The sequence below is a fragment of the Pseudomonas sp. genome (genome assembly GCF_035277045.1).
Lineage (GTDB): Bacteria > Pseudomonadota > Gammaproteobacteria > Pseudomonadales > Pseudomonadaceae > Aquipseudomonas.
Genome location: NZ_DATELE010000033.1, coordinates 41,095 through 66,844 on the forward strand (window position 1 = coordinate 41,095; position 25,750 = coordinate 66,844).

At 64.3% G+C, this 25,750-nt stretch carries 23 protein-coding genes and 1 tRNA gene; 7 read left to right on the forward strand and 17 right to left on the reverse strand.

Annotated features, from left to right (window positions below; translation table 11 throughout):
• Positions 1-110: 110 nt before the first annotated feature.
• Positions 111-1,037, reverse strand: a complete 927-nt coding sequence (locus VJS90_RS01610) for a LysR family transcriptional regulator (protein ID WP_324118418.1) — start codon at positions 1,035-1,037, stop codon at positions 111-113.
• A 231-nt stretch (positions 1,038-1,268) separates the two neighbouring features.
• On the opposite strand from VJS90_RS01610, the gene VJS90_RS01615 reads away from it, so the two are divergent.
• Positions 1,269-2,540 (forward strand): aspartate aminotransferase family protein, encoded by a 1,272-nt coding sequence (locus tag VJS90_RS01615; RefSeq protein WP_324118420.1) that lies wholly within the window; start codon positions 1,269-1,271, stop codon positions 2,538-2,540.
• A gap of 335 nt (positions 2,541-2,875) precedes the next feature.
• Positions 2,876-3,034 (forward strand): YqaE/Pmp3 family membrane protein, encoded by a 159-nt coding sequence (locus tag VJS90_RS01620; protein WP_033727371.1) that lies wholly within the window; start codon positions 2,876-2,878, stop codon positions 3,032-3,034.
• A gap of 1 nt (position 3,035) precedes the next feature.
• On the opposite strand, the gene VJS90_RS01625 is transcribed toward VJS90_RS01620, so the two are convergent.
• The 9 genes from VJS90_RS01625 to VJS90_RS01665 all read right to left on the reverse strand — a co-directional run bounded on the left by VJS90_RS01625 (position 3,036) and on the right by VJS90_RS01665 (position 13,047).
• Positions 3,036-4,871, reverse strand: a complete 1,836-nt coding sequence (locus VJS90_RS01625) for a S9 family peptidase (RefSeq protein WP_324118423.1) — start codon at positions 4,869-4,871, stop codon at positions 3,036-3,038.
• Complete coding sequence (pqqE, locus tag VJS90_RS01630) at positions 4,837-5,997, reverse strand: pyrroloquinoline quinone biosynthesis protein PqqE (RefSeq protein WP_324118425.1); 1,161 nt, start codon at positions 5,995-5,997, stop codon at positions 4,837-4,839. The genes VJS90_RS01625 and pqqE overlap by 35 nt, the downstream gene beginning before the upstream one ends.
• Entirely contained in the window at positions 5,969-6,244 is a 276-nt protein-coding gene (gene pqqD / locus VJS90_RS01635) for a pyrroloquinoline quinone biosynthesis peptide chaperone PqqD (RefSeq protein WP_324118427.1), read from the reverse strand. The genes pqqE and pqqD overlap by 29 nt, the downstream gene beginning before the upstream one ends.
• Entirely contained in the window at positions 6,241-6,996 is a 756-nt protein-coding gene (gene pqqC, locus VJS90_RS01640; RefSeq protein ID WP_324118429.1) for a pyrroloquinoline-quinone synthase PqqC, read from the reverse strand. Before pqqC ends, pqqD begins: the two co-directional genes overlap by 4 nt.
• Positions 6,997-7,004: 8 nt before the next feature.
• Positions 7,005-7,916 carry a pyrroloquinoline quinone biosynthesis protein PqqB gene (gene pqqB, locus VJS90_RS01645; protein WP_324118430.1) on the reverse strand — a complete coding sequence of 304 codons (912 nt, stop codon included), beginning with the start codon at positions 7,914-7,916 and terminating at the stop codon, positions 7,005-7,007.
• Between the two features lie 63 nt (positions 7,917-7,979).
• Positions 7,980-8,051 carry a pyrroloquinoline quinone precursor peptide PqqA gene (pqqA, locus tag VJS90_RS01650; protein ID WP_008365141.1) on the reverse strand — a complete coding sequence of 24 codons (72 nt, stop codon included), beginning with the start codon at positions 8,049-8,051 and terminating at the stop codon, positions 7,980-7,982.
• A 160-nt stretch (positions 8,052-8,211) separates the two neighbouring features.
• On the reverse strand, positions 8,212-10,536 hold the full coding sequence (pqqF, locus tag VJS90_RS01655; protein WP_324118432.1) for a pyrroloquinoline quinone biosynthesis protein PqqF: 2,325 nt from the start codon (positions 10,534-10,536) through the stop codon (positions 8,212-8,214).
• A gap of 9 nt (positions 10,537-10,545) precedes the next feature.
• Positions 10,546-11,346 carry a carbon-nitrogen hydrolase family protein gene (locus VJS90_RS01660; RefSeq protein WP_324118434.1) on the reverse strand — a complete coding sequence of 267 codons (801 nt, stop codon included), beginning with the start codon at positions 11,344-11,346 and terminating at the stop codon, positions 10,546-10,548.
• 15 nt (positions 11,347-11,361) lie between these two features.
• Positions 11,362-13,047 (reverse strand): NAD(P)/FAD-dependent oxidoreductase, encoded by a 1,686-nt coding sequence (locus VJS90_RS01665; protein WP_324118436.1) that lies wholly within the window; start codon positions 13,045-13,047, stop codon positions 11,362-11,364.
• 224 nt (positions 13,048-13,271) lie between these two features.
• Here VJS90_RS01665 and VJS90_RS01670 point away from each other — a divergent pair, with 224 nt between their 5' ends.
• Complete coding sequence (locus tag VJS90_RS01670) at positions 13,272-13,454, forward strand: type II toxin-antitoxin system HicA family toxin (RefSeq protein ID WP_324118438.1); 183 nt, start codon at positions 13,272-13,274, stop codon at positions 13,452-13,454.
• Positions 13,455-13,487: 33 nt separating this feature from the next.
• Positions 13,488-13,892 carry a type II toxin-antitoxin system HicB family antitoxin gene (locus VJS90_RS01675; RefSeq protein WP_324118439.1) on the forward strand — a complete coding sequence of 135 codons (405 nt, stop codon included), beginning with the start codon at positions 13,488-13,490 and terminating at the stop codon, positions 13,890-13,892.
• A 64-nt stretch (positions 13,893-13,956) separates the two neighbouring features.
• On the opposite strand, the gene VJS90_RS01680 is transcribed toward VJS90_RS01675, so the two are convergent.
• From VJS90_RS01680 to rpsU, 5 genes are all read right to left on the reverse strand, one after another.
• Positions 13,957-14,033, reverse strand: a tRNA-Ile gene (locus tag VJS90_RS01680).
• A gap of 15 nt (positions 14,034-14,048) precedes the next feature.
• Positions 14,049-17,258 (reverse strand): sensor domain-containing protein, encoded by a 3,210-nt coding sequence (locus VJS90_RS01685; RefSeq protein WP_414704884.1) that lies wholly within the window; start codon positions 17,256-17,258, stop codon positions 14,049-14,051.
• Between the two features lie 128 nt (positions 17,259-17,386).
• Entirely contained in the window at positions 17,387-19,234 is a 1,848-nt protein-coding gene (gene rpoD, locus VJS90_RS01690; protein ID WP_324118442.1) for an RNA polymerase sigma factor RpoD, read from the reverse strand.
• Between the two features lie 67 nt (positions 19,235-19,301).
• Complete coding sequence (gene dnaG, locus VJS90_RS01695; RefSeq protein WP_324118444.1) at positions 19,302-21,272, reverse strand: DNA primase; 1,971 nt, start codon at positions 21,270-21,272, stop codon at positions 19,302-19,304.
• 286 nt (positions 21,273-21,558) lie between these two features.
• The gene (gene rpsU / locus VJS90_RS01700) at positions 21,559-21,774 is read right to left on the reverse strand and encodes a 30S ribosomal protein S21 (protein WP_002551877.1); all 216 of its coding nucleotides are present in this window, start codon (positions 21,772-21,774) and stop codon (positions 21,559-21,561) included.
• Between the two features lie 202 nt (positions 21,775-21,976).
• On the opposite strand from rpsU, the gene tsaD reads away from it, so the two are divergent.
• On the forward strand, positions 21,977-23,002 hold the full coding sequence (tsaD, locus tag VJS90_RS01705; RefSeq protein WP_324118447.1) for a tRNA (adenosine(37)-N6)-threonylcarbamoyltransferase complex transferase subunit TsaD: 1,026 nt from the start codon (positions 21,977-21,979) through the stop codon (positions 23,000-23,002).
• A gap of 27 nt (positions 23,003-23,029) precedes the next feature.
• On the opposite strand, the gene plsY is transcribed toward tsaD, so the two are convergent.
• Positions 23,030-23,599 (reverse strand): glycerol-3-phosphate 1-O-acyltransferase PlsY, encoded by a 570-nt coding sequence (plsY, locus tag VJS90_RS01710; protein WP_324118449.1) that lies wholly within the window; start codon positions 23,597-23,599, stop codon positions 23,030-23,032.
• A 74-nt stretch (positions 23,600-23,673) separates the two neighbouring features.
• Here plsY and folB point away from each other — a divergent pair, with 74 nt between their 5' ends.
• Entirely contained in the window at positions 23,674-24,030 is a 357-nt protein-coding gene (folB, locus tag VJS90_RS01715; RefSeq protein ID WP_324118451.1) for a dihydroneopterin aldolase, read from the forward strand.
• Positions 24,021-24,530 (forward strand): 2-amino-4-hydroxy-6-hydroxymethyldihydropteridine diphosphokinase, encoded by a 510-nt coding sequence (folK, locus tag VJS90_RS01720; RefSeq protein ID WP_324118453.1) that lies wholly within the window; start codon positions 24,021-24,023, stop codon positions 24,528-24,530. Before folB ends, folK begins: the two co-directional genes overlap by 10 nt.
• 61 nt (positions 24,531-24,591) lie before the next feature.
• Here the strand turns inward: folK and VJS90_RS01725 are convergent, their stop codons facing one another.
• The gene (locus VJS90_RS01725) at positions 24,592-25,716 is read right to left on the reverse strand and encodes a multifunctional CCA addition/repair protein (RefSeq protein ID WP_324118455.1); all 1,125 of its coding nucleotides are present in this window, start codon (positions 25,714-25,716) and stop codon (positions 24,592-24,594) included.
• Between the last annotated feature and the right edge of the window lie 34 nt (positions 25,717-25,750).

A 25,750-nucleotide genomic window follows, 5' to 3' on the forward strand; every position in this document is an offset into this window, starting at 1 on the left:
AAGGACAGGACAAGGATTGTAGGATTCCCACCAGGATGGTGGGCGATAAGGATGTCAGGGAAACAGTCTGGGAAACCCCGCTTCGGCGGGGTTTTCTGTTTGCGCGTGTTTTAGCTGCCCAGCGCGTCCAGCGGTAGGACGTTGAGAGAGCGGGTGTCGGACTCTTCCTCAAGCAGAGTGCGAAGCAATTCCACCGAGGTCTGCTGACGCTGTGCGTCACGAAACACCAGGCCCACCTTGAGCGGCACCCTTGGCTCGCTCAGCGGCTTCCACAGCAACTCCTGATCGTCCTCGGCCGCTTCCTTCGCGCGCCCAGGCAAGATCGTCGCCAGCGACGTGTGCGCCAGGCTGTCGAGAATCCCACCCATGTTGTTCATTTCCGCCTGCACCTGCGGCCGACGGCCCAGCGCGGCCAGCTGTGCCTGCCAGATCTGGCGGATCTGGAACTCCTCGCCGAGCATCAGCAAGGGCAGTTCGGCGGCTTGCCTGATCGAGACTTTCTTGAATTCCTTCAAGGGATGGGTGTTAGGAATGACCAGCTGCAACTCGTCCTCGTACAGCAGCAGCCCATGCAATCCAGGCTGGCGCGGCGGCAGGTAGCTGATGCCGATGTCCAGGCTGCCGTTGAGCAGGCGCCGCTCGATCTCGATACCCGAAAGCTCGTAGATCTGCACCACAAGGTGCGGCTGCGCCTTGCGCACCCGTTCGAGCAGCCTGGGCACTAGGCTTGGGCGAACGGTCTGCAGCACACCGATGGCCAAGGTCCGCAGCGACTGGCCCTTGAAGTTGCCCAGGGCTTCGCGGGCCCGCTGCAGGCCGTCGAGCAGGGGAAGGGCGTGGTTGTACAGCGTGTGCGCGGCCAGGGTCGGCAGCAGGCGTTTGTTGCTCCGCTCGAACAGGCTGACGTCCAGGCTATGCTCGAGCTGGCGGATCTGTTGCGACAGTGCTGGCTGGGACAACGAGAGGCGCTCGGCCGCCCGTCCCACATGCCCTTCTTCATACACCGCGACGAAATAACGCAGTTGGCGGAAATCCATAAGCAACACTTATCGAAAAAGCTGGAAAAACCGAATGGCCCCGAGGCCTGTCAGAGGCCTAGTCTATCCCGGTTTACGGCGCCTGACAGGACTCGCACAGACGATCCGGGCGTCGTCCAGCAATGGATTTTAGATAGGCAAGGCAAAAAACCGGTTTAGAGCCGGTTGGCTGTATTTCCTGGCGCATGACCAGGGCCTTGGCGCCTGATAGCGTGATTCGTTGGAGCCTGCATGAACCTGTTCAACCTGCGCCGGCAGACGCCTGCTGTTGCCGAGCGCAAGCCCGTGGCTGTCCCCGAGGCCTTGCCGCTGTCCAAGGATTGCCTGATGCCCGGCACCGAGCGCGCCGCGCAGGTGTTTGTGCGTGGCCAGGGTTCATGGTTGTGGGACAGCGAAGGCCAGGTCTACCTGGACTTCACCCAGGGCTGCGCGGTCAACAGCCTGGGGCATAGCCCCAGCGTTCTGGTCGAGGCGTTGAGCGGGCAGGCGCAGGCGCTGATCAACCCAGGCGCCGGGTTTCACAGCCGCGGCTTGCTGACGCTGGTCAACCGCTTGTGCCAGAGCACGGGCAGCGACCAGGCCTACCTGCTCAACAGCGGCGCCGAGGCCTGCGAAGGGGCAATCAAGCTGGCGCGCAAGTGGGGCCAGCTCCACCGTGGCGGTGCGTATCACATCATCACCGCCAGCCAGGGCTGCCATGGGCGTAGCCTGGGCGCCTTGTCGGCGTCGGACCCCTTGCCCTGCAACCGCTGCGAACCCGGCCTGCCAGGCTTCAGCAAGGTGCCGTTCAACGACCTCGAAGCGCTGCACGCGGCGGTCGACTCGCGCACCGTGGCGATCATGCTCGAGCCTGTCCAGGGCGAGGCCGGCGTCATTCCGGCCACGCGGGACTACCTGCTGGGGGTCGAGCGGCTGTGCCGTGAGCTGGGCATCCTGCTGATCCTCGACGAGGTGCAGACGGGTGTGGGCCGGTGTGGCGCACTGCTGGCCGAGCAGACCTATGGCGTGCGCGCCGACATCATCACCCTAGGCAAGGGCCTCGGTGGCGGCGTGCCACTGGCGGCGCTGCTGGCGCGTGGCACCGCCTGCTGCGCCGGGCCCGGCGAGCTCGAAGGCAGCCACCATGGCAATGCGCTGATGAGTGTTGCGGGCCTTGCCGTGCTGGAGGCCGTGCTCGAGCCCGGTTTCCTTGAGCAGGTTCAGGACAGCGGCCGCCATATGCGCGATGGCCTGGCCCGCCTGGCGGCCCGTTATGGCCAGGGCGAAGTGCGCGGGAAGGGGTTGCTCTGGGGCATGCAGATGCGTGACGACATCGCCCAGGCGCTGGTCCAGGCCGCGCTCGAGGAAGGATTGCTGCTTAACGCCCCGCAGCCTGACGTGGTGCGCTTGTCGCCCGCGCTGACCGTCAGCAGGGGCGTGATCGACGAGATGCTGCTGCGCTTGGCGCGGGCGTTTGCCCGGCTGCATGGCCAGCAGCAGAAACGCCGGGTGGTGCCGGCGTGAGATAAGGCACTCCAGATTTCTACAGAACCGTCTCGCGTTTCTGCGCATCGCCCCTGGCCTGTAGTGTTTGGCCCGGGGCGTTTTTTTTGGGGGATGGGGTTGAGCATTGGATCTGGCTAGCTTGAGGGCTGCAGCGCCGCACAAACCGAGCGCCGCCCGCGCGGCGCATCGCGGGCGGTCCGGCGCCCCGGCTAGCCCGCTTCCACAGGGCCCGACCACACTCTAGCCTCCGTGCCGGGGGAGCGGCGGCGTGCAAACATCCCTCCCGCCCCCTCGGGGAACCTCTCATCTCCCTTGGCAGTCATTATCACTACTCATCTTCAGGAGCCTTTGTCATGGACTTCATCCGCATCATCATCGCCATCCTCCTGCCCCCATTGGGCGTGTTTCTGCAGGTGGGCTTCGCGGGCGCCTTCTGGCTGAACATCCTCCTGACCTTGCTCGGCTACATCCCAGGCATCGTGCACGCGGTCTATATCATCGCCAAACGCTAGGTCAGCCGGCCAACACCCGGCAATAGAACCGCCACTCTTCTTCCAGCGCATGGGCCAGGTTTTCAGCCTTCCTGAACCCATGCCGTTCGCCAGCGTAGAAATGCCCCTCGGCCTCGATGCCATTGGCCTTCAGCGCTTCGAGCATGCTCCGGGTCTGCTCGGGCACCACGACGGCGTCGAGCTCCCCCTGGAAGAAGATCACCGGCGCCGTGATGCGGGCGGCATGCAGCAGGGGCGTACGCTGGCGGTAACGCTCGGCGTCACGCGCGGGATCGCCGATCAGCCAGTCGAGGTAGTCCCCTTCGAACTTGTGCGTGGCGCGGGCCAGGGCCACTGGGTCGCTGACCCCGTAGAGACTGGCGCCTGCACGGAACACATCCTGGAAGGCCAGGGCACAGAGCGTGGTATAGCCACCCGCGCTGCCGCCCCGGATAAACGCCTTGCCAGGATCGATCAGGCCTTGTCCGGCAAGGTAATCCACCACCGCGCATGCATCCTCGACGTCGACCTCGCCCCAGCGCAGGTGCAGGGCCTGACGGTAGGCGCGGCCATAGCCGGTGCTGCCGCGGTAGTTGAGGTCGGCCACCGCGAAGCCGCGCTGGGTCCAGTACTGGATGCGCGGATCCAGAACCGGATAGCAAGCCGAGGTGGGGCCCCCGTGAATGAACACCACCAGGGGTGAGGGTATTTCACCTTTCTTCGACAGGTAAAAGAAACCATGGGCAATGCCGTCGCCACTGGGATAGCGGATTGGCAGCGGGCGGCTGATGCGTTCGGTGGGCAAGACCAGACTGCCGCCGGCGAGCACGGTTACCTTGTGACTTGTATGCGCGATGGCGATGACAGCCGGCGGCCGCACGGGCGAGGCGGCGATCGCATAGTAATGCTCATCGTCCTCCGCCAGGCTGCGAAAGCGCGTGTAGTCGACCGCGTAACGTTGCACGCTGCCGTCTGCGTGGTGCAAGCCGAGCAGGCCAAGACCGTCTTCGAACCAGCTGGCCATGTACTCACGGCTGCTGTAGGGCATCCAGGTGCTGGCGCCCAGCTGCCAGGGCGCGGCGGCATGGTCAGCCTTGGCAGCTGGCAGGGCTCGCCACTGCCCGTCGATTTCGCCCCAGGGCTGCCAGAAGCCATTGCGGTCCGACAGGCAGTACAGCCTGCCCTCGCTGTCGAAACGTGGCTGTTGCAAGGATTGCTCCTTGTCGCCGTCCCCAGCGATGCAGCGCACCGGTCCCCAGCCGCCGTCTGCGCCGCGTTCGCGGCACAGCAGCCGGGTGACGGTCCAAGGCTGCGCTGGCCGGTCCCACTCGATCCAGGCCAGACGGCGGCCGTCGTCGCTGAGCGTCGGCGAGGCATAGAAATCGGCGCCTTCGGCCAGCACCACGCGCGTGTCGGCGCCGACGGCCACAAGACGGTGTTCCACACCATGTTCGGCGTGGGTTTCCTCGACTGCCAGGACCTGGCCTTCATGCCACAGCAAGTCGCCGTAGCGCGCCTCGCCCTGGGTCAGCGGACGTGGCAGGCTGCCGTGGAGGTCCTGGGTATAGAGCTGCTGGTCAGCTTCGTTGACGAAGACCACGCCGTCACCGCCCAGGCAGAAGCTGCCGCCGCCGTATTCGTACACACGGCTGCGCACGCTGAAACCATCGGGAGTCAGGCAGCGCGGCTGTTGCCGATGCCAGTGCCAGATACGGCAGGCGCCGTCGGCAGGACGGAATTCGTTCCAGAACACGCCGGTTTCCCCGACCTTGAGTTCGGCGAAGTCGGTACTGGCCGCGACGGCCTGGGCGGCGCTGAAGGTTTCAGCCGCGGACGATGACGCGTGAGTTTCGGTCATTTCGGAAGGTCAGCTCTTCGATGGCGAGGTGGGCATGCTCGGCCTCCTCGCGCGCCTTGAGAATGATGCCGTGGTCGGCTGACTTGGCGCACACCGGGTCCGCCTTGCTGGCGTCGCCTGTGAGCATGAAGGCCTGGCAGCGGCAGCCGCCGAAGTCCTTTTCCTTTTCGTCGCACGAGCGGCAGGGCTCGGGCATCCAGTCGTAGCCACGGAAACGGTTGAAGCCGAACGAGTCGTACCAGATGTGCTGCATGCTGTGCTCGCGCACGTTGGGAAACTCCACCGGCAGCTGGCGGGCACCGTGGCACGGCAGGGCGGTGCCGTCGGGCGTGACGGTGAGAAACACGCTGCCCCAGCCATTCATGCAGCCCTTGGGGCGTTCTTCGTAGTAGTCCGGGGTGACGAAGATCAGCTTGCACGGGTTGCCCGCGGCCTTGAGCTTTTCACGGTACTCGTTGGTGATGCGCTCGGCGCGCTCCAGTTGCGCGCGGGTTGGCAGCAGGCCGGCGCGGTTCAGGTGCGCCCAGCCATAGAACTGGCAGGTGGCGAGCTCGACGAAATCCGCCTCGAGGGCAACACACAGCTCGATGATGCGGTCGATCTTGTCGATGTTGTGCCGGTGGGTGACGAAGTTGAGCACCATCGGATAGCCGTGGGCCTTGACCGCGCGGGCCATCTCCAGCTTCTGCGCGAAGGCCTTCTTCGAGCCGGCCAGCAGGTTGTTGACCTGCTCGTCGCTGGCCTGGAAGCTGATCTGGATATGGTCCAGCCCGGCTTTTTTGAACGCGGCGATCTTCTGCTCGGTGAGGCCGATGCCGGAGGTGATCAGGTTGGTGTAGTAGCCCAGCCGGCGGCCCTCACCGATCAGTTCGGCGAGGTCCTGGCGCACCAGCGGCTCGCCGCCGGAAAAGCCCAGCTGCGCCGCGCCCATCTCGCGTGCCTCGGCCATGACCTTGAACCATTGCTCGGTCGTCAGCTCCTTGCCCTGGGCAGCGAAATCCAGAGGGTTGGAGCAGTACGGGCACTGCAGCGGGCAGCGGTAGGTCAGCTCGGCCAGCAGCCACAGCGGCAAGCCGACCGGCGGCTTGGCGGGCACCTCAGGCGAGGACGATCCAGTGTTCGGCACGGGCCACCTCCATGAACTGCTCGATGTCGCCGCCGATCTCGGGCACGTCGGAAAACTGCTGCGCGAGCTCGGCGATGATGGCCGCGACACTGCGCTGCCCATCGATGAGGCCGCCGATCAAGGCTGCGCTTTCATTGAGCTTGATCATGCCCTCGGGGTACAGCAGCACATGGCCTTTCTGCGCCGGTTCGTACTGGAAACGGTAGCCAGGGCGCCAGCTCGGCACCTGTTGACGGTCGAAACTCATAAGGCAATCCCCTTGTGCCAGACCCGCTCGGGCGTGACGCTGTGGTAGGGCGGACGGTTCAGCTCGTAGGCCATGCTCATGGCATCGAGCATGCTCCAGAGGATATCCAGCTTGAACTGCAGGATCTCGAGCATGCGCTCCTGGCCGTCACGCGTGGTGTAGTGCTGCAGGGTGATCGCCAGGCCGTGCTCGACATCACGCCGCGCCTGGCCCAGACGGGTGCGGAAGTACTCGTAGCCGGCCGGGTCGATCCAGGGGTAGTGCTGCGGCCAGCTGTCCAGGCGCGACTGGTGGATCTGCGGGGCGAACAGCTCGGTCAGCGAGCTGCTGGCCGCCTCCTGCCAGCTGGCGCGGCGGGCGAAGTTGACGTAGGCGTCGACGGCGAAGCGCACGCCGGGCAGCACCAGCTCTTGCGAGCGTAGCTGATCCGGGTCGAGGCCCACGGCCTGGCCCAGGCGCAGCCAGGCCTCGATGCCACCGTCCTCGCCCGGGGCGCCGTCATGGTCGAGCAGGCGCTGGATCCACTCGCGGCGCACTTCGCGGTCGGGACAGTTGGCCAGGATCGCCGCATCCTTCATCGGGATGTTGACCTGGTAGTAGAAGCGGTTGGCCACCCAACCCTGGATCTGCTCGCGGGTGGCACGGCCCTGGTACATCGCCACATGGTAGGGGTGATGGATGTGGTAGTACGCGCCCTTGGCGCGCAAGGCCTGCTCGAACTCGGCAGGGGACATCGGAGTGGCGTCGCTCATCAGGTCTCCTACAGCTCGATGCTCATGCCGTCGAAGGCGACTTCGACGCCCCGGCGGTTGACCTCGGCCCGTTCGGGCGAGTCTTCATCGAGAATCGGGTTGGTGTTGTTGATGTGGATAAGCACCTTGCGCTGGCGCTCGAAGCCGTCCAGCACCTCGAGCATGCCGCCCGGGCCGTTCTGTGCCAGGTGGCCCATCTCGCGGCCGGTGCGGGTACCGACGCCACGCTGCTGCATTTCATCATCCTCCCAGAGCGTGCCGTCGACCAGCAGGCAATCGGCGTCGTGCATCTTCTGCAACAGCGCGTCGTCGAACTGGCCCAGGCCTGGGGCGTAGAACAGCTTGCCGCCGGTGCGCAGGTCCTCGACCATCAAACCCAGGTTGTCGCCCGGGTGCGGGTCGAAGCGGTGCGGCGAATAGGGCGGCGCGGCGCTGCGCAGCGGGAAGGGGCTGAACCGCAGGTTCGGGCAGGCGTCGATGACGAAGCTGCCTTCCAGTTCGATGCGGTTCCAGTCCAGCCCGCCGTTCCAGTGGCTGAGCATGGTGAACAGCGGAAAGCCGGTGGACAGGTCCTGGTGGACCATGTCGGTGCACCACACCTGGTGCGGGCAGCCTTCGCGCAGGCTGAGCAGGCCGGTGGTGTGGTCGATCTGGCTGTCGAGCAGGATGATCGCGTTGATGCCGGTATCGCGCAGGGCCCGGGCCGGCTGCATCGGCGCGAAGGCCTGCAGCTGGGCGCGGATGTCGGGCGATGCGTTGCACAGGATCCAGTGCTCGCCGTCATCGGACAGGGCAATCGATGACTGGGTGCGCGCGGTGGCCCGCAGGCTGCCGTCGCGATAGCCCTTGCAGTTGACGCAGTTGCAGTTCCACTGGGGGAAGCCACCGCCGGCGGCCGAGCCGAGAATCTGGATGTACATGACCACTCCGTATCCAAAAATGAAAACGCCCCGGCAAGCCGAGGCGTCGTACCGCAAGCAGGCTTAGCGGCTTGCGAAGTACATGGTCACTTCGAAGCCGATACGCAGGTCAGTGTAAGCAGGTTTGGTCCACATGAGATGACTCCTTCCGGGCAGGTTTTGGGGTTGTCAGCTACGGATTAGTGCATCGATCGTAGCCAAGGGTTCCACAACAGGGATTGCGCTATCTTACAAGAAATTCTTGTACCAAAAGGTTAATAATTCGATAAGCGCTGTTACCCCTTTCGTAACAATTCTACGGGCATTCATGCCAGCTGACATCGGGCGCGGGGCCGTTGGCAAGGCACAGCCAACCCCATTCGGCCTGTAGCAAACGCTGCAGCAGCGCCGTCAGGTCCTGCTGTCCTGTAGCCAAGATAGACTCGCCCACGCCAGCGAGATCGCCCGTTTGTGTCGCAAGGTATGTCTGCCATGCCCATTCCGCGACCTCGGGATTGGGCATGGCCGCCTCGTTGAACTGAGCCGCCAGAGCCTCGCGCATCGCCGGGTCCAGACGTACCCCGGCGTGCAGCAGCGTGTCCAGGTGGGCGAGGATTTCGCCATGGCTCGCCGCGGGTGATTGCACGCCAAATAGCAGGCCACCGCGCCCTTCTATCTGACGAAAGGCACTGAATACCGCGTAGCCCAGCTGCAGCTCGACCCGCAGGCGCTGGTACACAGGGCCTTGCAGCAAGTGCGCGAGCAGACGTCCGGCCGCCTGGTGCGAAGGTGGCACCGGGCAGAATAGCAGCAGCGCCTGCTCGCTGCCGGGCACTGGGCAGGCGCGCCAGCGTCGACCAGGTATCAAGGCCGGGGATGCTGGCGGAGCCGGCTGCCCTGGATGTTCACCGAGCGCCGCACCCAGGGCGTGCTGTTCGGCGTCAGCAAAACCGACTGCCAGGCCTTGCCAGCACGCGTGCTGCCAGGCCTGGTCGAGCAGCGACTGGTTGAGTGTGCAGGCAGGCTGTGGCCCTTCCCCGACCTCGAGAATCGCGTCGGGCAGACGCTTGAGCAGCTCGCGGATGGGGATCAGCGGCGGGTCCGCGGCCTGTATCTCCCGCCAGCACGCCGCTCGCGGACGGCGCAACAGCGTCAGGGCGGCTTCGGTGACTTGCACCACCGCGCTCGGCAAGCCCGCGCAGCGCAGCTGCCAGGTATCGCCAAAGGTGCTGAACTGAAGTTGCACCGAGGCGCGCCGGGCCTGTTCGGTCAGGGGCCGCAGCGCGCGTTCCAGAACCCCGTGCAGACGCAGGCGCAGCGGGGTTACGACCTGCCAGCGCAGGTAGAGCGCGCCATACTGGCGCGACGGCGGTAGCAGGTCACTGGTGGCCAGGCCTGCAAGCAAGGGCGCGCCGTTCTGGTCTGTACCTCCGGCAGCGAGCAGGGGATCATCGGCGGGCAGCTCCCAGTGTTCACCGTGGCTCGCGGGCAGGTCGTCAAGCAACGCCCGCAGAGCTTCGAGCCCCGACCTGTCCAGGGCCTGGAAAGGCTGGCCGCTGCTGTCCCGGCGCGCCAGCTCGAGCGCACTGGCCGCCTGCTCGCGGCTGTACTGGAGGCGGGCAAACTCAGGGTTCAGCTGTGCGGCATCGGCCTGGCGCAAGGCCCCAAACCAGCCATGCAGCAGGTCGCGCACTTCATCCCGGGGCGCACGGGCATCCAGCTTGACCTGCACATGCCACAGCAGTTGCCCGGCAAAGGCATACAGCACTTTGGTGCTGTGCCCGAGCAACCAGCCACGCTCGCGCAGGGTGGCGACCCAGCCGCCCGGGCGGCTGTCATCAAGCCAGGCGGTCAACAGTTCAAGGGCGGCCTCCGCGCCTTGCGGCAGACGCTCGTGGGCGAACAGCAGGTCCAGTTCGCCGGGCTGCTGAGCGATGTCCATGGGCCGTTCCAGCAATGCAGGCGGCTCGCTTTGCGGAACTTTACCCCCGATGGCGAACAGACCACCGTACTGGCGTCCCAATGCTTCAAGCTCATCCGCCGGCTGGGGCCCGCACAGGCTCAGGGTCAGCTGCCCGCCGTGGTAGAACCGCCGGTGGAAACCTTCGAGTGCCTGCTGGAATGCAGGGTCCTGCAATGCCAGGCTATGCCGGTTGCCCGCGTGGAAGCCGCCGAGGGGGTGGAGGGGCGACACTGCCTGCAACAAGGCGAACTCGCGCTGGGCTTGTGGATTGCGTGCCCAGGCAATGAATTCGGCATGGATGACCTCGCGTTCACGGCGCTGGCGGTCAATGCCAAGGTCCGGCTCGGCGAGCATCTGGCACAAGCGCTCAAGCCCTCCCGCCAGCGCGCCAGGCGGGACTTCGAAGAAGAAATCGGTGCAGCGCTCGCGGGTGCTTGCATTGACCTGCCCGCCCTGGTTCTGGACGAAGCGCATCAAGCCGTCTTCGAGGGGGAAGCGCGCCGTGCCAAGAAAGAACAGGTGTTCGAGAAAATGTGCCAGGCCCGGCCAGGCGGCGGGCGCATCATGGCTACCGGCACTGACCCGCACTGCGGCGGCGCAGCGCTTGAGCCGCGGGGCATGGCGCAGGGTGAGGCGCAGGCCATTGTCCAGGGTCAGGTGGCGCAGGGTGTCGGGCATGGTGCTGGGTCAGTCCTTGCGTGCCAGGCCATGCAGCTCTCGGCGCAAGTCCATGAGGTAGGGAAAGGCCTGGCGGCCCCGCACCACATGCTGGCGGTCGAGGTCGGCGAGCAGCAGGCATTCATCGCGCCCGGCCATGGCCAGCAAGCTGCCGTCCGGACCGACAATGCTGCTCTGGCCGCAATAGTGGATCTCCTGCTCGGCCCCGCAGTAGTTGGCATAGACCAGGTAGCACTGGTTTTCCTGGGCGCGGGCGCGCACGGTCACCTGGCAGATGAAGTCGTACGGCGTCATGTTGGCCGTCGGTACCAGGATCAGCTCGGCGCCGTCGAGGGCCAGGCGCCGGGCGTTCTCCGGAAACTCGATGTCGTAGCAGATCAGCAGGCCCAGCTTCCAGTCGCCCAGTTCGACCACGGGAAAGTGATCGGCGCCAGGACTGAACATCGAACGGTCGAGGTCACCGAACAGGTGGGTCTTGCGGTAGTTGCACAGGCTGCTCCCATGCGCGTCGATCAGTTGCACGCTGTTGTACACCTGGCCGTCGTCGGCACGCTCAGGGTAGCCGTAGACGATGGCGATGTGGTGCGCTTGGGCGATCTCGACCACTGCCATCGCCGACGGTCCATCCTCGGCTTCGGCCAGTCGCTCCACCGCATCGCTGCCGATGTTGTAGCCGGTCAGGTACATCTCCGGGCACACCAGCAAGGTCGCGCCGCGTTCGGCTGCCAGCTGCGCCTGCTGGTGCAGGCGCTCAAGGTTGCCCGGCACGTCCAGCGGGCGGGGCGTGCCCTGGAAAACCGCGATGCGCATCGGCGCTCTCCTGTTTCAGTCGGGCAGAGGAATCGGGCCGATGTCGGGAAACACATCGCCCGGGCCCGGATTATCGGGGTGGGTCTGTCCACCCAGGTGATTGATGATACCCCACACCGCGTTGAGCGATGTCTGCACCGCGCCCTCGACCCAGGCGGGCGTCCACGACACGTCATCGCCGGCGATGAAGATACCGCGTTGTTCGGGCGGCATGTCCTGCTGCATGAAGTGCGCGTACATGCGCTGGTTATAGCGGTAATGCCCCGGCAGCGCGCCCTTGAAGGCCCCCAGGAAGTACGGGTCGGCCTCCCACGACACGGTGATCGGATCGCCGATGATATGCCCGGCGATGTCCAGCTTCGGGTAGATCTTCTTCAGGGCATCAAGGGCCAGCTTCACCCGCTTTTCGACCGGATGCGGAAGCATCTTCAGGGCGTCGCTCATCCATGAGTACGACAGGCAGATCACCCCCGGCTTGTCGTCACCGTTGTCGAACAGGTAGGTGCCACGGGTCAGCCGGTCGGTGAGGGTCATGCTCATCAGGTCGCGGCCGGTCTGCGGGTCCTTGTCCTTCCAGAACGGCCGGTCGACCATGACGAAGGTCTTCGAGGACTGCATGTAGCGGGTGCGGTCCAGGGCCATCCACAACTTTTGCGAGAACAGCGACTCCTCGCACTCGATCTGGGTGGTCAGCAGCCAGCTCTGGCAGGTGGTGAGCACGGCGGCGTACTGGCGGCTGTCGCCCCAGTTGTCGGTGACGGTCAGGCGGCCATCGGCGGCGCGGGCGATGCCCTTCACCCCAGGGCGCGGCGCGCCGTTGTGCAGCGAGCTGAGGCTGGTGCCTGCCGGCCAGTGAGCGCAGCGCTCCGGGGCGTGACGCCAGAGTCCCTGGGGGACCTGCTCGACACCGCCGACGATCAGATGCTGGTGATCGTCGCAGTTGGTCAGCACCACCCGCAGGATCTCCAGCATCGAATTGGGGAAGTCCGAGTCCCAGCCGCCGGTGCCGAAGCCCACCTGCCCGAACACCTCGCGGTGCAGGAAGCTCAGCTTGGCGAAGGCCTTGGACGTCGCGACAAAGTCGTAGAAGGTGCGGTCGTCCCACAGTGGCACCAGGGTGTTCCAGAGGGCCTTGAGCCGTGGCACGTCGCGCTCGCGGATGGCCTGCTGGATATCGCTGAACTGCGCGCGGTCCTCCAATGCATCGGCCCAGGCGTCGGCGACCTCGGCAAACAGCGCGGGCAGGTCGCCCGGGGTCTCGGCGTACCAGGTCTGGCCCTCCAGGTCGATCACCGTGCTGGGCGAGGCGGGCGTCAGCGGATTGGGAAACGGCCTGGTTTCCAGGCCCAGTTTGTCGACGTAGTGGTAGAAGGCGGTAGAGGAGACCGGAAAGCGCATCCCGCCCAGCTCCGCCACGATACCGTCGGTGCCGTTGAAGGCTTGCGAGCGCAAGCGCCCGCCGAGCTTCGAGGCCTCGTACACGACCGGTTTCAACCCAAGCTTCATCAGCTCGTAGGCCGCCACCAGCCCGGCGATCCCGGCACCCACGATCGCCACTTCCTCGCCAAGGCGTTCGGTGGGCAGGGTACCCAGCCCAGCGGGGTGCTCGAGCCAGTCGTCGAAGGCGAAAGGGAAGTCCGGGCCGAAGATGGTGACGGGTGCCTTGCCGTCAGCGGGGTGGCGATTGTTCTTGTTGTTCATGGAGGGCCTTGGTCAAGGGCTGCGCGGAGGCGGAGCCTTAGTGTCGGGGAGCCTCAGGCCACTTTAAGCACTGCGGTCGGCCAGGACAACCGTCGCGGGGTGGTCAGATGCGCCAGGTTTGATGGTTAACAGTAGACATGTTTGGTGTGTATTATGTGTATAGAATTCTTGCGGCCGCGCCTCTTGGTGTGCACCATTGCGCATAAAAACAAGCCGGAGTGGACATGCGCAGTCGGGAGGTAATCACGTTGATTGAGGCGGACGGTTGGTACCTGATAGGGATAAGAGGGAGCCACCACCACTACAAGCACATTCGCAAACCGGGTCGGGTTACGGTCCCCCATCCCAAGACTCAGATACCCATCGGGACCCTCAATAGCATCCTAAGGACTGCAGGACTCAAGTGAGGCTAGCCCACCATGCTCTCTCAGGAGGATTCAATGAAATTCCCAGTTGTTATCCATAAGGATCCAGACTCTGACTATGGCGTGACGGTACCTGACGTCGCTGGGTGCTTCAGCGGTGGAGAGACTGTCGAGCAAGCGCTGGACAACGTCCTGGAAGCTTTGTCATTGCATTTCGAGGCGCTTGTGGCGGATGGCGAGCTGCTACCACACGGTCAGTCCATTGATGCCCATATGAGCAACCCCGACTACGCGCACGGTGTCTGGGCCGTGGTTGATTTCGATGTGACGCCGTACCTTGGGAAGTCAGTACGCTTCAACGCCACGCTTCCAGAGCACTTGTTGCAGCGCATCGATGACTACGTAAAGCGTCATCCTGAACAGAAGAGCCGCTCCGGATTCCTGGCTTCAGCCGCATTGCGTGTGCTGGCGAGCGCGTAGGCAACCGCTAGCCGCTATAAGCAGAGGGATACAAAAAAGCCGCGCTAATGCGCGGCTTTTGAATTGGTGGGCCCACACGGACTCGAACCGTGGACCAAAGGATTATGAGTCCTCTGCTCTAACCGACTGAGCTATAGGCCCCAGAAGGAGGCCGGATTATAACGAGGGTTTCAGCGCGGTGCTATCCGAAAGATCGGAAAGTGCTATGCGCAAAAACGTTGATGCGAATTCCTCGGGCCGTAGGGGCAGGCTGACGATGTACCCCTGGATCTGCTCGCACCCCTCGGTTGCCAGGAACTGCTGCTGCGCATGGTTCTCCACCCCTTCGGCAATGATGGTCAGTTGCATGCTGCGGCCCAGGGCGATGATCGCGCGGGCGATGGCGGCGTCATTGGGGTCGTCGGGCAGGCCGCGGATGAACGATTGATCGATCTTGAGAATATCCAGCGGCAGGCGCTTGAGGTAGCTCAGCGAGGAGTAGCCGGTGCCGAAGTCGTCGATGGCCAGTTGCACGCCCAGTTGCTTTAGCTGGTGCAGGATCGCCAGGGCTTCCTCGGCCTGGCTCATGATGAAGTTCTCGGTGATCTCCAGCTGCAGGTCGCCTGGGTTGAGCTGGTAGGCCTTGAGCAGGTGCTCGATGCGCTTGGCCAGGTTCGGCTGGCGCAACTGGGCGCCAGCCAGGTTGATCGACAGTGGGCCGAACGGCTCGTAGGTTTTCTGCCAGCTGTACATCTGTCGACAGGCCTGCTCGAGTACCCAGTCGCCTAGCTGCAGGATGGTGCCGTTCTCTTCGGCAAGATGGATGAAGTGCTCTGGGGGGACTTCGCCGAAGGTCGGGTGGGTCCAGCGGATCAGGGCTTCGGCGCCGACCAGGCTCTGGGTCTTGAGGCTGAACTTGGGCTGGTAGCACAAGCTCAGCTCGTTGCGTTCGATGGCGCGGCGCAGTTCATGTTCCAGCGCCACGCGCTCGCTCGCCTGGGCCGTGAGGTCGCGGGTATAGGCCTCGACGCGGTTGCGTCCCTTGGCCTTGGAGCGGTACATGGCGGCGTCGGCATTGCGGATCAGCGACGCAACGTCGCTGCCGTCCTGGGGATACAGGCTGATGCCGATGCTCGCGCTGGTGAAGAACTCGTGCTCGCCCGCCTGGAAAGGCGCGCTGAAGCAGGCCAGCAGTTTGTTGGCGATGGCGTCGGCATCGCTGGACTTGTGCAGCCCGGGCAGCAGGATGATGAATTCGTCACCGCCGAGACGGGCCACCGTGTCGACGTCGCGCACCTGATCCTTCAGGCGTTGGGCGATGCCTTTGAGCAACAGGTCGCCCACCGGATGGCCAAGGCTGTCGTTGATATGCTTGAAGCGGTCCAGGTCGAGGAACAGCACGGCGCCCTGGCGATTGGAGACCTGCGCGCAGGCTAGCGCGGCTTGCAGGCGGTTTTCGAAGAGGGTGCGGTTGGGCAGGGCGGTCAACGGGTCGTGGTGGGCCTGGTAGTCGAGCTTGGCCTGGGCATGCTTGAGGCTGGAGATGTCTGCGAAAACTGCGACGAAGTGGGTGATTTCCCGCTCGAGGTTGCGCACGGCGCTGATAGTCAGCCAGCCGGGATAGAGTTCCCCGTTCTTTCGGCGGTTGTAGATCTCGCCCTGCCAGTGGCCTTCGGCGGTCAGCTGATGCCACAGGGACGCGTAGAAGGCGCTGTCGTGCTGGCCGGAGGCAAGCAGGCGTGGGGTTTGCCCCAGTGCTTCAGCCTCGCTGTAGCCGGTGATCTCGGTGAAGGCGCGGTTGACCGCGCTGATGCGCTGATCGGTGTCGGTGATCAGCACGCCCTCGGCAGTGTTTTCGAAAACAGTGGCGGCGAGCTGCAGCTTTTCCTGCATGAGGTGGCGTTCGGTGATGTCGCGGGCGATGGTCAGCATGCAGTCGTCGCCGCCGATCGGCAGGGGCCGTGCTGACAGCTCGCACAGTCGGATCTGACCGTCGCTGCGGCGGATGTGACAGGTGAAGTCACGCACGAAACCATCGCGCTGGAGCAGGTCGAGCAAGCGCTTGCGCTCGTTGAGGTCCACCCAGATGCCCAGGTCCATGGAAGTCTGGTCAAGCACAGGGCTGAGCTCGTAACCGGTCAGACGGCAGAAACCTTCGTTGACCTCGATCAGCAAGCCATCGCTCTGGCGTGACAGCAGCAGGCCATCGGGCGACGCATGGAACGCCTTGGCGAACTTCTCCTCTGAGGTCTGCAGCTGTTCCTGGGTTTCCTTGAGCTGGCTGATGTCTCGCACTGCCACGACGAAGGCCAGGCTGTTGTCGAGCTCGAAGGTTTCGGCGGATGTCAGCCCGGTGAAGATCTGGCCGGTACTTCGCCTGAAGGTCATTTCAAGGTTGCGGATGCCGCCCTGCTGCAGACGTTCCAGCAAGACCGGGCCGGTACCTGCCGCGCCCCAGAGATCGAGTTCGCTGGCGGTTCGGCCGATGACCTGGGACGGGCTGAAGCCGATCTGCTCCTCGAAGGCTTCGTTGACTTCCAGCAGGCAGCCGTCACTGTGACGGGCGATCACCAGGATATCGGGACACTGCTGGAACACCGAGGCGAACTTCTGCTCCGACAGGCGCAGGGCATCCTCGGTGCGCTTGGTTTCGCTGATGTCGATCATCAGTCCGCGCATCACCGGCTTGTGGCCATGCTCGATCAGGCTGACGATGTTGCGCACCCACAGGCTGTGGCCGTCGGCGCCAATCACCCGGTAATCGAGGCTGTGGTCGCGCCCGGCTGCCGTTTCGCTGTCGCAGTAGGCCTGGGCCCACAATGCGTCCTCGGGGTGCAGAATGCTGCGCCAGAACCCAGGCTTGAGCCACTCGCTCAACTGATAGCCGAGCAGGTCTTCGGCATGGGGGGAGACGTAGCTGTAGGTGAAGTCGTTGGCGTCCGCCTCCCAGGCAATGGCCGACAGGCTCTCGACCAGGCTGCGGTAATGGTATTCGCTGCTGCGCAGTTCCTGTTCGAGGGCGATACGCCGGGAAATCTCCGAGCTCAGGCGCCGGTTGATGCGGACCATGGCCGCCAGAATCGCCACCAGCAGCAAGGCACCCGGCAAGCTATAGGCCAGCATGGTTTGCCACGGGAAGGGATGTTCGCGCGGCTCGACTGGATGGCCGGAAGATTCCTGGATCAAGGCGATGTGAATGGCGGCCAGTCCCTGGTAACCGACAGCCGGCTCCTGATCATCGAGAGGGGGGCGGGCAGCAGCATCGGCCAGACGCAGCGCAGGATAAGCACCGGGGCCGGCTTCTTCGTCATGGGTCAGGGCAAGCGCGCCGGCAGTTGTGTTCCAGGCCATCAGGAGCGACAACAGAAGGGCCGGCATCAGGGGCATAGCGGCCTCTCGATCAGTTGGACTGATTCGAGTGTAGACGGCCATTTTGCAGCGGGAAGGGCAATCAGGGCACTAGTGGCACTTTTTCATCACGCAAGAAAAACCCCGGCCTGGGCCGGGGTTTGTCATCACTCGTCGAGGAAGGAACGCAGGTGTTCGCTTCTCGTCGGGTGGCGCAGCTTGCGCAGCGCCTTGGCTTCGATCTGACGGATCCGCTCGCGGGTCACGTCAAACTGCTTGCCGACCTCTTCGAGGGTGTGGTCGGTGTTCATGTCGATGCCGAAACGCATGCGCAACACCTTGGCTTCGCGGGCGGTCAGGCCCGAGAGCACGTCACGGGTCGCTTCCTTGAGGCTCTCGACCGTGGCCACATCGATTGGCGACTGCATGGTCGAGTCTTCGATGAAGTCACCCAGGTGCGAGTCTTCGTCGTCACCGATCGGGGTTTCCATGGAGATCGGCTCTTTGGCGATCTTCAATACCTTGCGGATCTTGTCCTCAGGCATCTCCATGCGCTCGCCCAGCTCTTCCGGGGTCGGTTCGCGGCCCATTTCCTGCAGCATCTGCCGGGAAATACGGTTGAGCTTGTTGATCGTCTCGATCATGTGCACCGGGATACGGATGGTGCGCGCCTGGTCGGCGATCGAGCGGGTGATCGCCTGGCGAATCCACCACGTGGCGTAGGTCGAGAACTTGTAGCCGCGACGGTATTCGAACTTGTCCACCGCCTTCATCAGGCCGATGTTGCCTTCCTGGATCAGGTCGAGGAATTGCAGGCCACGGTTGGTGTACTTCTTGGCGATGGAAATCACCAGACGCAGGTTGGCCTCGACCATTTCCTTTTTCGCGCGGCGGGCCTTGGCCTCGCCGATCGACATGCGACGGTTGATGTCCTTGATTTCAGCGACGGTCAGGCCGGTCTCGGTCTCGAGGTCGACCAGCTTCTGCTGGCAGGCGACGATGGCCGCGTCTTTCTCGCCCAGGGCCGCAGCCCACTTGGTGCTGCGCTTGGAGAGGTCACCGCTCCAGGTCTGGTCGACTTCGTTGCCTGGGAACAGGCGCAGGAAGTCGGCACGCGGCATGCGGGCATCACGCACGCACAGTTGCATGATCGCGCGTTCCTGGGCGCGCAGGCGGTCCAGGGCGTTGCGCACGCGCTCGACCAGCACCTCGAACTGCTTGGGCACCAGCTTGATCGGCATGAACAGCTCTGCCAGGACCAGCAGCTCGGCGATGCTTTCCTTGTTGCTGCGGCCGTGCTTCTTCAGCGCCTTGTTGGCGACCAGGAGCTGGTCGGCAACCGCGCCGAAGCGCTGGCGAGCGATTTCCGGATCAGGACCGCTTTCGGTCTCTTCCTCGTCTTCGCTGTCGTCGCCGTCTTCTTCATCGTCGTCATCGCCCTTGGCCGCTGCGGCTTTGGCATCGACAGGCGGTGGCACTTCGGCGGGCGGGGCAATGCCGTCGTCCGGATCGATGTAGCCGCTGAGAACGTCGGACAGGCGGCCAGCTTCGCTGGTGACGCGGTCGTATTCGCTGAGAATGTAGTCGACAGTACCCGGGAAGTGAGCGATGGCGCCCATGACTTCACGGATGCCTTCCTCGATGCGCTTGGCGATTTCGATCTCGCCTTCGCGGGTCAGCAGCTCGACGGTACCCATTTCGCGCATGTACATGCGCACCGGGTCGGTCGTGCGGCCGATGTCGGTTTCCACCGCCGCCAACGCAGCGGCGGCTTCTTCAGCGGCGGCTTCGTCGGTGTCGGCTTCGGCCAACAAAAGGGCATCCGCATCCGGAGCACTCTCGAATACGTTGATCCCCATGTCGTTGATCATGCGGATGATGTCTTCCACCTGCTCCGGATCTGAAATATCCTCTGGCAGATGGTCGTTGACCTCCGCGTAAGTCAGGTAGCCCTGCTCACGACCGCGGGTGATCAACTCTTTGATGCGAGACTGCTGTTGCGCTTTTCCGGACATAACACCCTATCCACTGAAGGTCTTGGCGGGCAAAAAACAAGCCGAGGATTATACCCGAGCATTGACCTCACGCGCCAGTTGAGGTCGGGGTTTGTGCGGGAACATTCCGGCTCAGCAATTCACGCAGCTCGTTTTTCTCGTCTGCGCTCAATTCACTTTGACGTGCTTTCCTGAGCAGATGTTCCAGGCTTCGCTCGCGTTGGCGAGCTGACAAACTAGTAATGGTGTCGAAAAACTGTTGTTCAAGGTTGTCGGCGTCTATCAACCATTCCTTCTCGGCCAGCGCCCGCAGCAGGCGACCTTGTTCAGTGCCGTGCCAGCGCGCGATGAGCTGTAGAGAGCGTAGCTCAGGATTCTTCTGCAAGGCCTCGAGCAGGGCCACCAGCAGCTGGGCATAGACGTGTTCTTCTGCCGCGAAATGGCTCGCGTCCTCGACCTTGCGGGCCAGTTGCGGGTGATGCAGCAGGGTGCGCAAGGCGCTCAAGGTAGGGGGTTCCACGGGGGCCGGCACTCGCGGTGGGGCCTCTTCGCGCTGCCAGGGCTTGCCGCCCTTCCTGTCCCAGGGTTTACCGTCCCAGGGCTTCTTGCCGCCCCCTTTGTTCGGCGTCCAAGGGCGCTGTTGCGGGGTCGGCGCAGGGTCGACGTGCGCGTAGTCGCCGTAGTCAGGCGTGTAGCCGGCCATGGCATCGTAATCGAAGCCCGGGTCGTAGTCCGGCACGCTGTCGGCGGGCGCGCTGTGCGCCAGCTGCTCCATCTGCTGATGGTCCAGCCCGGTGATTTCCTTCAGGCGGTTGCGCATCAGCGCACGCAGGTTGACCCCTGGAATCTTTTCGATCAACGGCGCCGCCAGCGTCGCCATGTGCGCCTTGCCTTCGAGCGAGCGCGGATCAGCCTCGTTGCTCAATTGCTCGAAGAAATAGTCCGCCAGCGGCTGCGCGTGCTGGTTGATGCGCGCGCGGAAGGCGTCGGTGCCCTCGGCGCGGACCAGGCTGTCCGGGTCTTCACCTTCGGGGACGAACAGAAAACGTGCCTTGCGCCCGTCCTGCAGGCAGGGCAGGGCCGCTTCAAGGGCGCGCCAGGCGGCCTTGCGGCCTGCCTGGTCGCCATCAAAGCAGAACAGCACGCTCGGCACCACGCGGAACAGGCGCTTGAGGTGCTCTTCGCTGGTGGACGTGCCCAAGGTCGCCACCGCGTTGCGCAGGCCTTGCTGAGCCAGGGCGATGACGTCCATGTAGCCCTCGACGACGATGATTTCGTCGAGGTTGCGGTTGAACTTGCGCGCCTCGAACAGGCCGTAGAGCTCCTGCCCCTTGTGGAAGACCGGGGTCTCTGGCGAGTTCAGGTACTTGGGCTTGTCGTCGCCCAGTACACGGCCGCCAAACGCGATGATGCGCCCGCGGCTGTCGCGGATCGGAAACATCACCCGGTCGCGGAAGCGGTCATAGCGCTTGCCGGACTCGGCATTCTCGATCAGCAGGCCGGCGTCGATCATGGCCTTTTGCTGCAAGGTATCGCTGGCCAGGTGCTTGAACAGGTTGTCCCAGCCCGGTGGCGCGAAGCCCAGGCCGAAGTCCCGGGCTATCTCGCCCGTCAGGCCGCGACCCTTCAGGTACTCCACCGCCGCCTTGCGGCTGGGGTGGCTGCGCAGCGACGTACGGTAGAACTCGGCGGCTGCATCCAGCAGCGGATACAGTGGCGAGTCGGTCGGTTGGCGAGGCTTCTGCCCGCGTCGGCCTTCCTCGCGCGGCACTTCCATGCCTGCGGCCTTGGCCAGTTCCTCGACGGCCTGGGGGAAATCCAGGTTGTCGTGGTCCATGATGAAGCCAAGGGCATTGCCGCCAGCGCCGCAGCCAAAGCAGTAGTAGAACTGCTTGTCGGGGCTGACGCTGAAGGAGGGGGTCTTTTCCTTGTGGAACGGACAGCATGCCGTGAGATTCTTGCCGGCCCGTTTCAGCTGGACGCGCGAACTCACCACGTCGACAATGTCGGTGCGGTTGAGAAGGTCGTCGATGAAGCTCTGGGGAATCAGCCCGGCCATGGCATTCTCGTCATCAGGCAAAAGCCAAGTCTAATCGCTAATGCTGCGGGTCGAGGCGTGTAGCGGCACCCGGAACGGGTAGGGAGCGTGCTCGTCGCCAGCCACAAGGGCTCGTCAGACAGGACGTGCACAGCTGGCGATGAAGCCAGTTCTGACGTGTTCGTGCAGGTTGCCCACATGCTGGTGCATGGAGCGCCTCTGGCGAGGAGCCAAAGGATTCAGGCCACTTGCTGCCGGCAGCCCGGCTTGAGGCCGGGCGGGCAGAAGCTTGCGATGAACGTCTGTATCAGTACAGACGAACGGCGCGGCGCTGTTCGCGCTGTACTTTCTTGGCGTGACGCTTTACGGCAGCAGCAGCCTTGCGCTTGCGCTCGGACGTTGGCTTTTCGTAAAACTCGCGGCTACGAACTTCAGCCAGTACACCGGCTTTTTCGCAGGAGCGCTTGAAACGACGCAGAGCTACGTCGAAGGGTTCGTTCTCTTTAACTTTGACGGCTGGCATCCAGGGCTACCTTCATTCATGACCGGGGTAGACGACTCCTACAAAACAAAGGTGTGCTGGAGAACGTCGGTTTTTAAGGGTTGCGGATGTTAACCCTTACCTAGCCGGAATGCAAAGCCTCTGATCGAAAACCGCTGGTCGGCACTGGACACGGCGACTATCATGCGCGCCTTCGAATTCAGCCTATACAAGGCACGGACCCATGCTAGTACTGGGATTGGAAACATCCTGCGACGAAACTGGCGTCGCATTATACGACAGTGAGCGGGGCCTGCTGGCCGACGCGCTGTTCAGCCAGATCGACCTGCACCGCGCCTATGGCGGCGTGGTGCCCGAGCTCGCCTCGCGCGACCACGTCAAGCGCATGCTGCCGCTGATCCGCCAGGTGCTGGCCGAGGCCGACTGCGTCGCCACCGAGATCGACGCCATCGCCTACACCGCGGGCCCTGGCCTGGTGGGTGCCTTGCTGGTCGGCGCTTCCTGCGCGCAGGCGCTGGCCTTTGCCTGGGGTATCCCGGCGCTGGGCGTGCACCATATGGAAGGTCACCTGCTGGCACCGATGCTCGAGGAGCAACCACCGGAGTTTCCGTTCGTCGCCTTGCTGGTGTCCGGCGGTCATACGCAGCTTGTACGCGTCGATGGCATCGGCCAGTACGAGCTGCTTGGCGAAAGCCTGGATGACGCGGCGGGGGAGGCTTTCGATAAGACGGCCAAGATGATCGGCCTGAACTACCCGGGCGGGCCCGAGATCGCACGCCTGGCAGAGCAGGGCGTGCCTGGGCGCTTCGTGTTCCCGCGGCCGATGACCGACCGTCCGGGACTCGAATTCAGCTTCAGCGGCCTGAAGACGTTTGCCCTCAACACCTGGCAACAATGCCGCGCTGCCGGGGATGATGGCGAGCAGACCCGTTGCGACGTCTCGCTGGCCTTCCAGCAGGCAGTGGTCGACACCCTGACCATCAAGTGCAAGCGCGCGCTGAAGCAGACTGGCCTCAAGCGCCTGGTGATCGCCGGCGGCGTCAGTGCCAACAAGGCCCTGCGCGTTTCCCTGGAAGACATGCTGGGCAGCCTGGGGGGCAATGTGTACTACGCCCGTCCGCAGTTCTGCACCGACAACGGCGCGATGATCGCCTACGCCGGTTGCCAGCGCCTGCTGGCGGGGCAACGGCAGGACCTGGCGATCAGTGTGCAGGCACGCTGGCCGATGGAGCAGCTGCCAGCGGTGTAGCGGCTGGCCAGGCTGGGGGAGTCGGCATCAGAAATGCCGTTCGCGCCCGGCAAACAGGTCGCGTAGATTGCTGCGGTGACGCCAGACGATCATCGCCGTCAGCACGGTCATCGGCAACAGGGCTTCGGGCTCGCGCCAGGCCAGCAGGGGCAGTATCAATGGGGTCGCGATCAAGGCGGCCAGCGAGCTGGTACGGGTCAGGCAGAAGGTCAGCAGCCAGGCGATGATCGCCAGCATGGCAGCGGGAAGGTAAAGTCCCATGAGCATGCCGGCCGCCGTCGCCACGCCCTTTCCACCCTGGAAGCGGAAATACAGCGGAAACAGGTGGCCGACCACCGCGCAGACGCCTATCCAGGCCTGTTGCTGCAGGCCCAGGCCTGCCAGCCCCGCGACCAGGACGGGCAACAGGCCCTTGCACACGTCGCCAAGCAGGGTCAGGATCGCCATCTTGCGCCCTGCCAGGCGCAGCATGTTGGTGGCCCCGGCGTTGCCCGAGCCACAGGAGCGTGGATCCGGACTGCCGGTGAGGCGGCTCAGGACAATGGCGAAGGACAGCGAGCCAAGCAGGTAGGCGAGCAGCGCCAGTAACCAAAACATGCTTACTATTCCGGGCGAGGACGCCCTGATTCTAACGGCGCCAGTCGCCCTTGTCGTGCTGTGGAGAAAAGTGCTTGGACAGAGTGTTCATCGAAGGCCTGGAAGTCGATACCGTCATCGGTGCCTATGACTGGGAGCGGGATATTCGCCAATGCCTGCGCCTGGACCTGAGTTTCGCCTGGGACAATCGCCCGGCGGCGGCTGGTGACGACCTGAACCTGGCGCTTGATTACGCCAGCGTGAGCGCGCGCATCCAGGCGTTTGCCGAGCAGGCGCGTTTCGAGCTGGTCGAAACCTTTGCCGAGCGCCTCGCGGCCGTCCTGATGGCCGAGTTCAATATTCCCTGGCTGCGGCTGAAGCTCACCAAGCCCGGTGCGGTGCCGGCGGCTCGCGGTGGTGTTGGCGTGGAGATCGAGCGCGGATGTCTCTGAGCACGGTGTACCTGGGCCTTGGCAGCAATATCGACCGTGAACCGCACCTGCGCGCGGGGCTCGATGCCTTGGCGGGCATTCTCGAGGACATGCGCTGTTCGGCGGTGTTCGAGAGCCAGCCAGTGGGGATCAGGAGCGGGCCGTTCTACAACCTGGTGGTGACCGGCCAGACGCGCCTGCCCCTGATGGAGCTGGACCGCCGGCTCAAGTTCATCGAGGCTGACAACGGGCGCTATGCCCCGGACCGCAAGGGCCTGCCGCTGGACATCGATGTGCTGATGTATGACGGCCTGCATGGCGTCTTCGATGGGCTGACCTTGCCGCGGGCCGAGATTCTGAGGAATGCCTTCGTGTTGTGGCCGTTGTCCCTGATCGCGCCGGAACTGGTGCATCCGGGGGAGGGGAAGAGCATGGGGCAGTTGTGGCAGGAGGCGCAGATCGATCAGGTCCTGGCGCCGGTGCCGTTCGAGTGGCGTGGGGTGCAGTTGACCCAACTCTGAGATCGTTGTTGGCTGTTCCGGCCTCTTCGCGGGCTTGCCCGCGAAGAGGCCGGAACAGGGGCTACACACCTTTCCTGAAAACCTCCAAGGCCTTCAACCGCTCGGCTTTTATCGCCTCACCCAACGCCTGCCCCGTCAGGCCCTGCTGCACCAGGTCCTGCACCTGCACCGCCTTGGCCGCAGCGACCGCGCCGCGCAACAGGTCAGCCTGTGGGAAACTTCGCTGGGCCGCCCTGGCGTCCATCTCGCACGCCGCGATGAAATCCTCCAGTCGCTGCGCACGCCGGTACACATCGAAGCGCTGCAGCATGTCCAGCAGCGCCGAGGCCGGCAGCTCCGCCGCTCGATGGCAATCCGCCCGGTACTCACCCACCAGCGCAGCCAGCTCCTGGCACTCGCGCGGCGCCTTGAAACGCTTGCTCACCGCATCGATGCCTTGGTCCAGGCCCATCAGCAGGCAAGCCCAGCGCACGTTCAAGGGTTGTTCGGACAGGGCCGCCTGCTCCAGTACCGCGAGCGTATGGGCGCCGCCGTCGCCGGTTTCGAACAGCGCGTCCACCTCGGGCATCAGTTCCTTCAGCGCACCGCACTCGCGCAGTACCTGGATGAACACCTGCGGCCGGGGCTCCATCAGCGCACGCTCGATTTCCTTCCAGCTGCGCTCGGCGGTCAGCGCCTGCAGCTCGCCCGATTCGCTGATCTGGCGCATCAATGCCAGGGTTTCATCCGCCACCCGGAAGCCCAGGGGCGCATAGCGTGCCGCGAAACGCGCCACGCGCAGCACCCGTAGCGGGTCTTCGGCGAAGGCCGGCGATACATGCCGCAGCAGCCGGTCTTCGAGGTCCTGTTGGCCGTTGTAGGGGTCGCAGATGGCACCGTGGTCGTCCTCGGCCATGGCATTGATGGTCAGGTCGCGGCGGGTCAGGTCTTCTTCAAGGGTTACTTCAGGGCTTGCGTGGAAGGTGAATCCGCCGTAGCCGCGCCCGCTCTTGCGTTCGGTGCGCGCGAGAGCGTACTCCTCGCCACTTTTGGGATGGATGAATACCGGGAAATCCGCGCCGACCGGGCGATAGCCCAAGGCCTGCATCTGCTCGACGCTGGCGCCGACCACCAGCCAGTCGATGTCGTTGACCGGGCGGCCGAGCAGGCGGTCGCGCACGGCACCGCCAACTTTGTAGATCTTCATGAAATGCCTCCGTTGTTGCCCACAGGATAACCCG

Bases quoted from the DNA above. Each gene is read 5' to 3' on its own strand.
- rpsU (WP_002551877.1), bottom strand. From the start codon at position 21,774: ATGCCAGCCGTCAAAGTTAAAGAGAACGAACCCTTCGACGTAGCTCTG.
- pqqF (WP_324118432.1), bottom strand. From the start codon at position 10,536: ATGCCCGACACCCTGCGCCACCTGACCCTGGACAATGGCCTGCGCCTC.
- VJS90_RS01725 (WP_324118455.1), bottom strand. From the start codon at position 25,716: ATGAAGATCTACAAAGTTGGCGGTGCCGTGCGCGACCGCCTGCTCGGC.
- VJS90_RS01610 (WP_324118418.1), bottom strand. From the start codon at position 1,037: ATGGATTTCCGCCAACTGCGTTATTTCGTCGCGGTGTATGAAGAAGGG.
- VJS90_RS01685 (WP_414704884.1), bottom strand. From the start codon at position 17,258: ATGCCCCTGATGCCGGCCCTTCTGTTGTCGCTCCTGATGGCCTGGAAC.
- VJS90_RS01620 (WP_033727371.1), top strand. From the start codon at position 2,876: ATGGACTTCATCCGCATCATCATCGCCATCCTCCTGCCCCCATTGGGC.
- VJS90_RS01660 (WP_324118434.1), bottom strand. From the start codon at position 11,346: ATGCGCATCGCGGTTTTCCAGGGCACGCCCCGCCCGCTGGACGTGCCG.
- VJS90_RS01625 (WP_324118423.1), bottom strand. From the start codon at position 4,871: ATGACCGAAACTCACGCGTCATCGTCCGCGGCTGAAACCTTCAGCGCC.
- VJS90_RS01665 (WP_324118436.1), bottom strand. From the start codon at position 13,047: ATGAACAACAAGAACAATCGCCACCCCGCTGACGGCAAGGCACCCGTC.
- pqqD (WP_324118427.1), bottom strand. From the start codon at position 6,244: ATGAGTTTCGACCGTCAACAGGTGCCGAGCTGGCGCCCTGGCTACCGT.
- folK (WP_324118453.1), top strand. From the start codon at position 24,021: ATGTCTCTGAGCACGGTGTACCTGGGCCTTGGCAGCAATATCGACCGT.
- pqqB (WP_324118430.1), bottom strand. From the start codon at position 7,916: ATGTACATCCAGATTCTCGGCTCGGCCGCCGGCGGTGGCTTCCCCCAG.
- plsY (WP_324118449.1), bottom strand. From the start codon at position 23,599: ATGTTTTGGTTACTGGCGCTGCTCGCCTACCTGCTTGGCTCGCTGTCC.
- VJS90_RS01675 (WP_324118439.1), top strand. From the start codon at position 13,488: ATGAAATTCCCAGTTGTTATCCATAAGGATCCAGACTCTGACTATGGC.
- dnaG (WP_324118444.1), bottom strand. From the start codon at position 21,272: ATGGCCGGGCTGATTCCCCAGAGCTTCATCGACGACCTTCTCAACCGC.
- rpoD (WP_324118442.1), bottom strand. From the start codon at position 19,234: ATGTCCGGAAAAGCGCAACAGCAGTCTCGCATCAAAGAGTTGATCACC.
- VJS90_RS01670 (WP_324118438.1), top strand. From the start codon at position 13,272: ATGCGCAGTCGGGAGGTAATCACGTTGATTGAGGCGGACGGTTGGTAC.
- tsaD (WP_324118447.1), top strand. From the start codon at position 21,977: ATGCTAGTACTGGGATTGGAAACATCCTGCGACGAAACTGGCGTCGCA.
- pqqC (WP_324118429.1), bottom strand. From the start codon at position 6,996: ATGAGCGACGCCACTCCGATGTCCCCTGCCGAGTTCGAGCAGGCCTTG.
- VJS90_RS01615 (WP_324118420.1), top strand. From the start codon at position 1,269: ATGAACCTGTTCAACCTGCGCCGGCAGACGCCTGCTGTTGCCGAGCGC.